The 12,680-nt window shown below is 52.9% G+C and carries 11 protein-coding genes; 3 read left to right on the plus strand and 8 right to left on the minus strand.

Annotation, left to right across the window (positions count from 1 at the left end):
• Positions 1 to 67: 67 nt before the first annotated feature.
• The 6 genes from fabG to yceD all read right to left on the minus strand — a co-directional run bounded on the left by fabG (position 68) and on the right by yceD (position 4,705).
• Positions 68 to 802 (minus strand): 3-oxoacyl-ACP reductase FabG, encoded by a 735-nt coding sequence (gene fabG / locus OGV69_RS19455; protein WP_006685074.1) that lies wholly within the window; start codon positions 800 to 802, stop codon positions 68 to 70.
• 13 nt (positions 803 to 815) lie between these two features.
• Complete coding sequence (fabD, locus tag OGV69_RS19460) at positions 816 to 1,745, minus strand: ACP S-malonyltransferase (RefSeq protein ID WP_069323324.1); 930 nt, start codon at positions 1,743 to 1,745, stop codon at positions 816 to 818.
• A gap of 15 nt (positions 1,746 to 1,760) precedes the next feature.
• Positions 1,761 to 2,714 carry a beta-ketoacyl-ACP synthase III gene (locus OGV69_RS19465; protein ID WP_069323323.1) on the minus strand — a complete coding sequence of 318 codons (954 nt, stop codon included), beginning with the start codon at positions 2,712 to 2,714 and terminating at the stop codon, positions 1,761 to 1,763.
• 77 nt (positions 2,715 to 2,791) lie between these two features.
• Positions 2,792 to 3,871: a phosphate acyltransferase PlsX gene (plsX, locus tag OGV69_RS19470; RefSeq protein ID WP_074458481.1), complete on the minus strand. Its 1,080-nt coding sequence runs from the start codon at positions 3,869 to 3,871 to the stop codon at positions 2,792 to 2,794.
• 122 nt (positions 3,872 to 3,993) lie between these two features.
• Positions 3,994 to 4,167 (minus strand): 50S ribosomal protein L32, encoded by a 174-nt coding sequence (gene rpmF, locus OGV69_RS19475; protein ID WP_003036242.1) that lies wholly within the window; start codon positions 4,165 to 4,167, stop codon positions 3,994 to 3,996.
• A gap of 16 nt (positions 4,168 to 4,183) precedes the next feature.
• Positions 4,184 to 4,705, minus strand: a complete 522-nt coding sequence (yceD, locus tag OGV69_RS19480; protein WP_003036239.1) for a 23S rRNA accumulation protein YceD — start codon at positions 4,703 to 4,705, stop codon at positions 4,184 to 4,186.
• 197 nt (positions 4,706 to 4,902) lie between these two features.
• Between yceD and OGV69_RS19485 the strand changes: the two genes are divergently transcribed.
• Positions 4,903 to 5,487 carry a Maf family protein gene (locus OGV69_RS19485; RefSeq protein ID WP_038639734.1) on the plus strand — a complete coding sequence of 195 codons (585 nt, stop codon included), beginning with the start codon at positions 4,903 to 4,905 and terminating at the stop codon, positions 5,485 to 5,487.
• A gap of 82 nt (positions 5,488 to 5,569) precedes the next feature.
• On the opposite strand, the gene rluC is transcribed toward OGV69_RS19485, so the two are convergent.
• On the minus strand, positions 5,570 to 6,523 hold the full coding sequence (rluC, locus tag OGV69_RS19490) for a 23S rRNA pseudouridine(955/2504/2580) synthase RluC (protein ID WP_167371252.1): 954 nt from the start codon (positions 6,521 to 6,523) through the stop codon (positions 5,570 to 5,572).
• 574 nt (positions 6,524 to 7,097) lie between these two features.
• Here rluC and rne point away from each other — a divergent pair.
• Positions 7,098 to 10,334: a ribonuclease E gene (gene rne, locus OGV69_RS19495; protein WP_069323320.1), complete on the plus strand. Its 3,237-nt coding sequence runs from the start codon at positions 7,098 to 7,100 to the stop codon at positions 10,332 to 10,334.
• A 40-nt stretch (positions 10,335 to 10,374) separates the two neighbouring features.
• Here the strand turns inward: rne and OGV69_RS19500 are convergent, their stop codons facing one another.
• Positions 10,375 to 11,400: a LysR family transcriptional regulator gene (locus tag OGV69_RS19500; RefSeq protein WP_071888122.1), complete on the minus strand. Its 1,026-nt coding sequence runs from the start codon at positions 11,398 to 11,400 to the stop codon at positions 10,375 to 10,377.
• Between the two features lie 21 nt (positions 11,401 to 11,421).
• Here OGV69_RS19500 and OGV69_RS19505 point away from each other — a divergent pair, with 21 nt between their 5' ends.
• On the plus strand, positions 11,422 to 12,621 hold the full coding sequence (locus OGV69_RS19505) for an MFS transporter (RefSeq protein ID WP_069323318.1): 1,200 nt from the start codon (positions 11,422 to 11,424) through the stop codon (positions 12,619 to 12,621).
• Positions 12,622 to 12,680: the final 59 nt, after the last annotated feature.

Here is a 12,680-nt window from a genome sequence, read left to right on the forward strand (position 1 = left end):
TCTTACCACGATTTTACGTTATTTTGAGGCCATTCCCCCTAATAACGCAAATATTTTTCAATCGTGGTTAAACCATGTACATCCCGCCGTTGACGTGCAAAGTCTCACCTGTGATGTAACTTGCTTCGTCAGAAGCTAAAAATGCAACCGCACTGGCGATTTCCTGAGCGCCACCAAGGCGACCCGCAGGAACCTGCGCCAGTATACCCGCACGCTGATCATCAGACAGCGCACGCGTCATGTCCGTTTCAATAAAGCCCGGAGCAACAACGTTTACAGTAATACCACGGGACGCAACTTCGCGCGCCAGTGATTTACTGAAGCCGATCAGACCTGCTTTCGCCGCAGCGTAGTTAGCCTGACCCGCATTTCCCATGGTACCAACCACAGAACCGATAGTGATAATACGCCCATGACGCTTTTTCATCATAGCTCGCATTACCGCTTTTGACAGACGGAAAACAGATGACAGGTTGGTTTCGATAATATCGTTCCACTCGTCATCTTTCATGCGCATTAACAGGTTATCACGAGTAATCCCGGCATTATTGACCAGAATATCGACTTCACCAAATTCTGCGCGAATATTTTCCAGAACAGATTCGATAGATGCCGGATCGGTCACATTCAACATCAGACCTTTACCATTTGCACCTAAGTAATCGCTAATGGCCTGCGCACCACTTTCACTGGTTGCAGTCCCGATAACTTTCGCGCCACGGGCAACGAGTGTTTCTGCAATTGCGCGGCCAATTCCACGGCTTGCACCGGTTACCAGCGCGATTTTTCCTTCAAAATTCATGGGCTTCCTCTTTTTATTGCTCTAGCGCCGCAGACAGCGCTGCCGGCTCATTCAGTGCCGAAGCGGTCAGGGTGTCAACAATACGTTTCGTCAAACCGGTGAGAACTTTACCTGGCCCCACTTCATACAGGTGCTCTACGCCCTGAGATGCCATAAACTCAACGGTTTTGGTCCACTGAACCGGGCTGTACAGTTGACGAACCAGCGCATCGCGAATCGCGTCTGCGGTAGCTTCACACTTCACGTCGACGTTGTTCACAACTGGAACAGTCGGCGCGTTGAAAGTGATTTTTTGCAATTCAACGGCCAGTTTCTCAGCGGCAGGTTTCATCAGCGCGCAGTGAGAAGGCACGCTGACCGGCAACGGCAGCGCACGCTTGGCGCCAGCGGCTTTACAAGCAGCACCTGCACGTTCTACCGCTTCTTTATGCCCGGCGATAACCACCTGACCCGGCGAGTTGAAATTAACCGGAGAAACGACCTGCCCTTCAGCAGACTCTTCACACGCTTTAGCGATAGAGGCATCGTCCAGACCAATAATCGCAGACATGCCGCCAGTACCTTCCGGTACGGCTTCCTGCATGAATTTGCCGCGCAGTTCAACCAGACGGACGGCATCGGCAAAATCAATTACGCCCGCACATACCAGCGCAGAGTATTCGCCCAGGCTGTGACCTGCCATCAGCGCAGGTGTTTTACCACCCTGCTGTTGCCATACGCGATACAGCGCGACAGATGCAGCCAATAGCGCTGGCTGCGTCTGCCAGGTTTTATTCAGTTCTTCTGCCGGACCTTGCTGAGTCAGCGCCCACAGATCATAGCCCAGCGCAGCTGATGCTTCAGCAAAAGTTTCTTCAACAATTGGGTAGCTTGCTGCCATTTCAGACAACATCCCAACGGTCTGGGAACCCTGCCCCGGAAACACAAATGCAAATTGCGTCATGTTAAAATCCTTATACTAGAAACGAACCAGCGCGGAGCCCCAGGTGAATCCACCCCCGAAGGCTTCAAGCAATATCAACTGCCCGGCTTTGATACGCCCGTCGCGGACGGCTTCGTCCAGTGCGCACGGTACGGAAGCCGCGGACGTATTGCCATGTCTGTCCAGTGTAACGACGACATTATCCATCGACATGCCCAGCTTTTTCGCTGTCGCGCTGATAATGCGCAGGTTTGCCTGATGCGGCACCAGCCAGTCCAGCGCAGAACGGTCGAGATTATTGGCTTCCAGCGTTTCATCAACGATGTGGGCAAGCTCGGTCACCGCGACTTTAAATACTTCGTTACCCGCCATCGTCAGGTGGATCGGGTTATCCGGATTTACGCGATCGGCGTTAGGCAGCGTCAACAGCTCACCGTAACGACCATCAGCATGTAGATGCGTGGAGAGAATACCCGGCTCTTCGGATGCGCTCAGTACCACCGCGCCCGCGCCGTCACCAAAGATAATGATCGTTCCACGATCGGTTGGATCACAAGTACGAGCAAGAACATCAGATCCAACAACCAGCGCATGCTTCACTGTGCCAGACTTAACGTACTGATCGGCAACGCTAAGGGCATAGGTAAAACCGGCACAAGCGGCCGCAACGTCAAACGCCGGACAGCCTTTGATCCCCAGCATACTTTGGATCTGGCATGCCGCGCTTGGAAATGCGTGTGTGGATGATGTGGTGGCAACCACAATCAGACCAATTTCTTCTTTGTCGATGCCCGCCATTTCCAGCGCACGGTTTGCGGCGGCAAAGCCCATCGTCGCAACTGTTTCATTTGGCGCTGCAATGTGGCGTTCACGGATACCTGTACGAGTGACGATCCACTCATCAGATGTCTCGACCATTTTTTCCAAATCGGCGTTAGTACGCACTTGTTCAGGCAGATAGCTGCCGGTACCAATAATCTTCGTATACATGTACGCTCAGTCACTTTTTGGTTATATACCGCCACGAGCAAAACGCTGGTACGCTGACAGCTTTCACAAACGCGCTATTATCTGTGCGGTCGTGAGTTTGCGCTTTCGCCACCGTCCAGCAGTTCGAATCCAGCTGGGTATACAGATTCCAGGCGAGCGGCAATTCGCTGAGGAACTTGTCGCTGCACCGCCTGCACTGCCTGTTCAATCGCGACCTCAAATGCTCGCTGATTAGCCGCACCATGACTCTTAATCACCGTGCCGCGCAATCCTAACAGACAGGCGCCATTATACTGGTCGGGGTTGAGGTGACTAAATCGCCTTGTCAGGCTTTTTTGTAACCAACGTTTTAATAAAAGCAGCCACCACGACCGTTTTTTGCCCTCACCCTGAGATTTCAGCAGTGAAAGGAACATTCTGACAACACCTTCCATCGTCTTTAATGTGACATTACCTGTAAAGCCGTCACAGACCAGTACATCAGTTTTGCCAGTCAGTAACTCATTGGCTTCAAGATAGCCTATATAGTTAATGGAAGGGATTGTTTTTAGCACCGCAGAAGCATCCCGAATACTGTCGAGACCTTTCGTTTCTTCTTCGCCGATGTTGAGCAACGCAACGCGAGGATTAGCAATCCCAACGACTTCTTCTGCCAGCACGGAACCCATGACGGCAAATTGCACCAACATCGTGCTATCACAATCCACGTTGGCGCCTAAATCCAGCACCACCGTTTTACCCTTTTGCTGATGCGGTAACACCGTCACCAACGCAGGACGCTCAATACCCTCAAGGGGTTTGAGCAATAACTTCGCAAGTCCCATTAGCGCGCCGGTATTACCAGCACTCACACAGGCTTGCGCTCGACCTTCTTTCACGAGCTCCAGGGCAACACGCATTGAGCTTCCACGACTGGCGCGAATAGCCTGCGAGGGCCGGGCATCACTGGCAATAACTGACTGAGCAGGGACAATCTGCAGACGTGAACGTTGTTCGAAGTCAGCTTTGGCAAGTAATGGCGTGATTGTATCGGGATCCCCGACTAAAAGAAGTGTGAGTTGCGAATTAGAATTCAGTGCCTGCAATGCTGCAGGCACTGTCACGGTAGGGCCAAAATCTCCCCCCATGACATCTAACGCCAGGGTTAGATGTGTCAAGGTATCGTCGCTGCCCGGTTAGGTGTTTCCCCAGTTACCCGGGGAAAGCCTCACTAAGCTTCATCACGCGTGCGCTCTCTGTCTTTCTCACCGAAGCGGGAAATCCATTGAGTCATGCGTGATTACTTAGCGATTACCTTACGGCCACGGTAGAAACCGTCGGCAGTGATGTGGTGACGCAGGTGTTGTTCACCAGAAGTTTTGTCTACAGACAGGCTGGTGACTGCGGTCAGAGCGTCATGAGAACGACGCATGCCACGTTTGGAACGGGTTGGTTTATTCTGTTGTACGGCCATGGACCTTACTCCTCAATTACTTACGCTTTAAGCTGGCTAATACGGCAAATGGGTTTGGTTTTTGCGCTTCATCAGGCAATTCGCCAAAGACCATGTCCGCCTCGGACACTTCACAGTGTTCAGAATCATGCACCGGAACTACCGGCAAGGAGAGGATAATCTCATCTTCAACCATTGCAAGCAGATCGATTTCACCGAATTCGTTAACCTCAATCGGCTCATACGCTTCCGGGAGTGCTTCAGCCTGTTCGTCAGAACGGACAGGACTAAAACAATATGTTGTGTGAACATGAAGTGGGAACGGTTTCCCGCAACGCTGACATTCGAGCGTAACCGACACTTTCGCATCACCGGTTATCACGGCAAGGCGCTGGTTATCGATAGCGAACGACATGGAGCATTCCACATCACTGTCCACACTGACCACAGAATCGGCGACGCGCTCAACCAGATCAGAAGTATAGATACCTTCATAATCGAGGCGTTTTTGAGCCGTACGAACCGGATCAAGAGTCAGGGGTAATTTTACCTTTTGCATAGGGCGCGCATATTAACTTTGTAACGTCATATAGTCAAAGAAAAAGGCAGCCTGAGGTTGCCTTTTGCCAATAATTCGCACACATTGCGGGTCATCGACTTAAAATCGCTCAAGACAAGCCAATACAGCCAGCTTGTAGGACGAAGTCCATAGTTTAAAATGGCTCTCATCAATACGCTATATGCGAGGGGAAAAATATGCCTCAACTTATACTTGCCTCGACCTCTCCCTGGCGTCGCGCTTTACTTGAAAAACTGGCAATTCCGTTTGAATGCGCGGCTCCTGAGGTGGATGAAACGCCGTTACCCGGCGAAGCACCACGCCATTTAGTCTCGCGACTGGCGCAACAAAAAGCGCAATCTCTCGCCCAACGTTATCCAGCGCATCTGATTATTGGCTCCGATCAAATTTGTGTTCTTGATGGTGAAATAACCGGCAAACCATTAACAGAAGAAAATGCGCGCCAACAATTACTCAAAGCCCGTGGCAATATTGTGACGTTTTACACCGGACTGGCGCTTTATAATTCAGCTACCGGACATTTACAAACTGAGGTCGAGCCGTTCGACGTTCATTTTCGGCATTTAAGCGAAACGGAAATTGATGATTACCTGCGCAAAGAACGCCCGCTACATTGTGCCGGCAGTTTTAAAAGTGAGGGGTTAGGCATTGCTCTCTTTGAGCGTCTCGAGGGTCGCGACCCCAATACGCTGATCGGCCTGCCGCTGATCGCATTGTGTCAAATGCTGCGCCGGGAAGAGATGAACCCGCTGAACGCCTAGTTAATCTACCTGATGGCGACGCGATGCGTCTTATCAGGCCTACGGCGCATAACGCGATTGCAGGCCTGATAAGCAACGCGCATCAGGCTTTGCTACGTAACACCTCAAGGCAGCGCTTCAACTGTTTATCCATCGGCGCTTCAACACGCATCACTTCGCCCGTCCCCGGATGGGTGAATTTCAACGCCGCGGCATGAAGGAACAGCCTGTTCAGTCCGGTATCCGCGAGTTGTTTATCGAACTCACGGTCGCCATAGCGATCGTCAAAGGCTATCGGATGCCCGGCATATTGGGTATGCACACGGATCTGGTGCGTGCGCCCTGTAACCGGGCTACAGCGCACAAGCGTGGCAAACGCATAGCGCTCTTCCACCTTAAAGCGTGTTTCCGACGGTTTGCCTTCCTGATTCACCCGCACGATACGCTCGCCGCTTTGCAGAATGTTCTTCAACAGCGGCGCCTGCACGGTTTTGACATGCGACTGCCACTGGCCTCTCACCAGCGCCAGGTAGTCTTTTTGCATCCCTTTTTCACGCAGCTGTTCATGCAATGAACGTAAGGCTGAGCGTTTTTTAGCAACCAGCAGCACACCGGAGGTATCGCGGTCCAGGCGATGCACCAGTTCGAGGAAACGCGCTTCCGGACGTAACGCGCGTAAACCTTCAATAACACCGAAGCTTAATCCGCTTCCGCCATGTACGGCCGTTCCTGAAGGTTTGTTAAGCACCAGAATATGATCATCTTCATATAAAATGACATCAGTCAGCGCCGCAACCTTCTGCAGATTTGGGGAAATAGTCTCTTCTTCACGTTCAGCGACACGCACAGGTGGAATACGCACAATGTCCCCATCTTCGAGTTTGTACTCGGGTTTAATGCGCTTTTTATTCACCCGCACTTCGCCTTTACGCAAAATGCGATAAATCATACTTTTCGGCACACCCTTAAGTTGAGTGCGTAAAAAGTTGTCGATGCGTTGCCCTGCTTCGTCGGCAGTGATAGCAACTGTTTTTACGGCTGGAGTCTCTGTTTTCATGGGGGCCGATTTTAAATAGCCATCAAGATTCGCGCCACACATTTTTCTATGCTTATATTAACTGCTATACCCTATTACTTAAGTTTGACATAACCGATTTGGTGGTTATTAAACCAATCACTACGCGGAAGTGAAAAAACTGTGAGTAACCGGGTGATAAATGGCAAAAGTCATCTTGCTATAACAAGGTTAGCAGTGGAATAATGAGGTTGTTTCCGTGTTGAATCTTGTTAAAACAAGACCTTTTCCGGAATGACCCAATTTTGCCCGACCGATCATCAACGCAGCAATGGCGTAAGACGTATTGATCTTTCAGGCAGTTAGCGGGCTGCGGGTTGCAGTCCTTACCGGTAATAAGGAAGCTTTTCTGGAGAGTAACACCCAGACTGTTCCCCTGATAATTGCGCTGTGTTTCCGTATGAAATACAGGCAACCGACACTCTGCGCCTCTTTGAGCTGACGATAACCGTGAGGTTGGCGACGCGAATAGACACGAGGCCATCGGTTCACACCCGGAAAGGCATTACTCTGCCCGCAGCTTAGTCGTCAATGTAAGAATAATGAGTAAGTTACGATGAAAAGAATGTTAATTAACGCGACTCAGCAGGAAGAGTTGCGTGTCGCCCTTGTAGATGGGCAACGTCTGTACGATCTGGATATCGAAAGTCCCGGACACGAACAGAAAAAAGCCAACATCTATAAAGGTAAAATTACCCGTATTGAACCGAGTCTGGAAGCTGCTTTTGTTGATTACGGCGCTGAACGTCACGGTTTCCTTCCGTTAAAAGAAATTGCCCGCGAATACTTCCCCGCTAACTACAACTCCCATGGTCGTCCCAACATTAAAGATGTGTTGCGTGAAGGTCAGGAAGTCATTGTTCAGATCGATAAAGAAGAACGCGGCAATAAAGGCGCTGCGCTGACCACCTTTATCAGCCTGGCGGGTAGTTATCTGGTTCTGATGCCGAACAACCCGCGCGCGGGCGGCATCTCCCGTCGTATTGAAGGCGACGACCGCACCGAATTAAAAGAAGCGCTGGCAAGCCTGGAACTGCCTGATGGTATGGGGCTTATTGTGCGTACCGCAGGTGTCGGCAAATCCGCCGAAGCACTGCAATGGGACCTGAGCTTCCGCCTGAAACACTGGGAAGCCATTCAAAAAGCCGCCGACAGCCGCCCTGCTCCGTTCCTGATTCACCAGGAAAGCAACGTCATCGTCCGCGCATTCCGTGACTATTTACGTCAGGATATCGGCGAAATCCTCATTGATAACCCGAAAGTCATGGAGATGGCGCGTCAGCACATCGCCGCGCTGGGTCGTCCGGATTTCAGCAGCAAAATCAAACTGTACACCGGTGAAATCCCGCTGTTCAGCCACTATCAAATTGAATCCCAGATTGAGTCTGCGTTCCAGCGCGAAGTGCGTCTGCCGTCCGGCGGCTCCATCGTCATTGACAGCACTGAAGCCCTTACCGCTATCGATATCAACTCCGCACGCGCGACCCGCGGCGGCGACATCGAAGAAACCGCATTCAACACCAACCTGGAAGCAGCCGATGAAATTGCGCGTCAGCTGCGTCTGCGCGACCTCGGCGGCCTGATTGTCATCGACTTTATCGATATGACGCCGGTTCGCCACCAGCGTGCGGTTGAAAACCGCCTGCGTGAAGCCGTGCGCCAGGACCGAGCGCGTATTCAGATCAGCCATATTTCTCGCTTCGGCCTGCTGGAGATGTCCCGCCAGCGTCTGAGCCCGTCGCTGGGTGAGTCCAGCCATCACGTCTGCCCGCGCTGCTCCGGCACCGGTACCGTGCGTGATAACGAATCTCTGTCGCTGTCTATTCTGCGTCTGATTGAAGAAGAAGCGCTGAAAGAGAATACCCAGGAAGTTCACGCTATCGTTCCTGTGCCAATTGCCTCTTATCTGCTCAACGAAAAGCGTACTGCGGTCAACGCTATTGAGACGCGTCAGAATGGCGTGCGCTGTGTAATCGTGCCAAACGATCAGATGGAAACCCCGCACTATTCCGTGCTGCGCGTCCGCAAAGGCGAAGAAACGCCAACCCTGAGCTACTTGCTGCCGAAGCTGCACGAAGAAGCAATGGAACTGCCGTCAGAACAAGAGTATGTCGAGCGTAAACAGCCAGAGCAACCGGCACTCGCGACCTTTGCTATGCCAGACGTGCCGCCAGCACCAACCGTGCAAGAACCCGCTGTTAAAGCCGCTGCGCCTAAAGCTGCTGCCGCCACCGCAGCAACAGCCTCTCAGCCTGGTTTGATTAGCCGTTTGTTCAGCGCACTGAAGTCTATCTTCGGCGGTAACGAAGAAGCGAAGCCGGTTGAACAACCTGCACCGAAAGCTGAAGAGAAGACGGAACGTCAGCAGGACCGCCGTAAACCACGTCAAAATAATCGTCGCGATCGTAACGATCGTCGTGATAACCGCGATAACCGTGGCGATCGTGACAACCGTAACGAACGTGCGGAAAACGGCGAAAACCGCGATGACAGTCGTCGTAACCGTCGTCAGGCCCAGCAGCAAAATGCGGAAGCGCGCGATAATCGCCAGCAATCCAGTGATGTCGCTGACAAAGCGAAATCAGGTGATGAGCAGCAGACCCCGCGTCGTGAGCGCAACCGTCGCCGCAACGATGACAAGCGTCAGGCGCAGCAGGAAGTTAAAGAGCTGAACCTGGCTGAACAGCAAGCGCAGGATACCGAGCAGGAAGAGCGCGTACGTCAGCCTCAGACCCGTCGTAAACAGCGTCAGTTGAACCAGAAAGTGCGTTATACAGACAGCACGGCGGTTGAAGCCGAAGTGGCAACTACCGCTGCGGCAGCTGAGGTCGTTGTCGCTCAACCCGTTGAGCAGTCCGTACCGACTCCGCGTACCGAACTGGCGAAAGTTGATCTGCCAGCCGTTGTCGCACCTGAGCAGGAAGACAACAGCGAAGCGCGTGACTCCAACGGTATGCCACGTCGTTCCCGCCGTTCCCCTCGCCATCTGCGCGTAAGTGGACAGCGTCGTCGTCGTTATCGTGACGAGCGTTATCCGGCTCAGTCGCCAATGCCGCTGACCGTCGCCTGTGCTTCTCCTGAATTGGCGTCCGGTAAAGTATGGATCAGCTACCCTGTCGTTCGTCCGCAGGATCAGCAGGTTGCAGAACAACGCGAGCAGGAAATTCACCAGGAGCAAACTGCCTCTGTCGCAGTAGAGCCTCAGGTTGCTGCGGCTGCCGTTGAGCACATTGCGGACACTCCTGCGCCGGTTGAAGCCGTGCAGCCAGAGGACGTTGTAGCGGAACCTCAGATTGCCATTGTTGAAACCACGCATCCGGAAGTCATTGCGACCCCGGTTGAAGAACAACCGCAAATTATCGCTGAATCTGACGCACCTGTAGCTGAAGAGATCGCCGCTGAAGCTCAACCGGTCGCTGAAACCCCGGCTGAAGAGCCTGCGGAAATCGTTGTCTCCCGGCCGGAGGTGGTTGAAGAAGTCGCACAAGTCGCGCAAGCAGCACCTGTTGTGGAAGAAGTCGCTGCGCCGCAGGAAGTTGTTGCTGCGCCGGTTGTAGAAGCTGAAGTCGTTAAGTCTGACGTTGTCGCAACAAGCGTTGACGCCGAGCACCTTCACAGCCATGCGACTGCGCCGATGACCCGCGCTCCCGCGCCGGATTATGTGCCAGAAGCGCCGCGTCATAGCGACTGGCAGCGCCCGCCATTCACCTTTGAAGGCAAAGGCGCCGCCGGTGGACACAGCGCCACGCATCAGGCCACTGCGCCGGCAACACGCCCGCAGCCGGTTGAATAAGTCATAATCAACATCAAAGCCGACCTTAGGGTCGGCTTTTTTATATCGGCTCGACGCGTTTCATCCCGGTTAATTGTGGCATCACATCCTTCATTAACGCTAAAAATTTGCGCAACCGTGTCGGATAGTAACGCGCCCATGGATAAACCAGATGCACCGGCAACGAGGCTGCCCGCCACTCGGGTAGCAGCATAACTAAACGTCCGTTGGCGATATCTTCTTCAACCATCCAGCTGGAAACAATCGTCACCCCCAGCCCCGCCAGCGCGGCATTTCTTGCCACATAAATACTGTCAGTACTTAATCTGGGTGAAATAGTCAGCGTGACAGGTTCATTGCGCGCCTGGTGTAGCAACGAAACGCTATGCTGAAAAAACGTGTTCACTGCAATCCACGGCAGCACGGATAACTGCTCAGGGTGCGAAATTTCGCCATATTGCTCCAGCAATACAGGACTCGCCACCATGCTACGCGGAACTTCAGCCAGTAAAACGGAAACCGTGGCCGGATCGACTTCCGCGCCAACCCGAATCGCGCAATCAATATTATCGCTCAGGAAATCAACGGTTTTGTCGTTAAGCATCCACTCCACCGATAACTGTGGATAGCGGGAAAGAAACTGCAACAGCGGCTCAAGGAGCTGTTGCTGTCCAAACGCATGCGGCGCCCGTACGCGCAACGTCCCCACCGGTTCATCTTCCGTGACATTAAGTCCATCTTCCAGCGCCAGCCAGGCATCGATGATATTTTTGGCGTGCTGGTATCCGCGCTCTCCATCGTCGGTTAATTTCATCGCATGCGTGGTACGCATGATCAGTTTCACACCCAGCAGAGTTTCCAGGGATTGCAACCGTCGGCTTACCGTCGCTTGCGTTGTCCCCATCTGTTTTGCCGCTGCCGAAAGCGACCCTGCTTCAACGATACGCACAAACGTGCGCATCAATTCCACCCTATCTATACGTTCAGTTTTTATCATTACCAGTTTCTTCATACGTCTGACGTATAACTGTTTTACCACTGCGCTCGCTACCGCACCACCCGCAGAAGGATAAAAATAGCCGCACATCCTGTGATTGAGGAATCATTTGTGAACACACACACCGCACTTTCCCGTTGGGTCATTTTCGTTCTGGCATCAGGTGCCGGATTCAGCGTTGCCGCTATCTACTATGCCCAGCCCCTTCTGCCTTTAATGGGTCAGGATCTGAACTTAAGTATTACCGGCATGGGACTGGTTCCGACGCTGACCCAGGCGGGATACGCGCTGGGTATTTTGTTTTTATTACCATTGGGCGATCGTTATGACCGCCGGACATTAATCCTGCTGAAAAGTATCTCTCTTGCCGTACTGCTTCTGGCATGCAGCTTTACCGGGCAGTTACATTCACTGCTAATAGTGAGCCTGTTGATGGGCATGGCGGCAACAATGGCGCAGGATATCGTTCCCGCGGCGGCTATTCTGGCGCCGGAAGGCAAACAGGGAAAAACGGTGGGCACGGTGATGACAGGCCTGCTGTTGGGGATTTTACTCTCGCGTACCGTCAGCGGACTGGTGGGTGAAGCGTTTGGCTGGCGTGAGATGTACCAACTTGCCGCCGCCAGTATTGCCATGATTACCGTAATTATGTGGAAGGTACTGCCTCGTTTTACGGCCCATTCTACGCTGAGCTACCCGTCATTGATGCTCTCTATGGCGCAGCTCTGGCAACGGTATCCCGCATTGCGCCGCGCGGCGCTGGCACAGGGCTTTCTGTCCATAGCCTTCAGCGCTTTCTGGTCCACGCTGGCGGTGATGTTATCTGAACATTATCACATGGGTAGCGCGATGGCGGGCGCGTTTGGTATCGCGGGAGCCGCCGGTGCGCTTGCCGCGCCGTTGGCGGGTCATCTGGCCGATAAAGTGGGCGCAGCAAAAGTGACGCAGTTAGGTGCTTTGCTGGTAACCGTCTCTTTCGCACTGATGTTCTTGTTACCCGCCCTGCCAGTACAGGGGCAGTGGTTGCTGATTGCTGTTTCGGCGGTCGGTTTTGATCTCGGATTGCAATCCAGCCTGGTTGCCCACCAGAACCTGGTTTATGGCCTGGAGCCTCAGGCCCGGGGCCGTCTGAATGCGCTGCTGTTTACTATGGTGTTCATTGGTATGGCGCTGGGTTCCGTTCTCGGGAGTCAGGTCTATGCGCTGGCAAACTGGGAAGGTGTGGTGACGCTGGCAACCATCAGCGGTACGCTTGCGCTGGTAATAAGGCTGACGGGAAATCTGTCGCTTAGCAAAACAACGGTAACCTAAAAAAATGCCCGCTCTGGGTGTTAAGGGAGCGGGCAGACAAACATACCCAGTTTCAAGAT

This window comes from Citrobacter sp. Cc139 (genome assembly GCF_030334645.1).
In the GTDB taxonomy this organism is placed as follows: domain Bacteria; phylum Pseudomonadota; class Gammaproteobacteria; order Enterobacterales; family Enterobacteriaceae; genus Citrobacter; species Citrobacter werkmanii.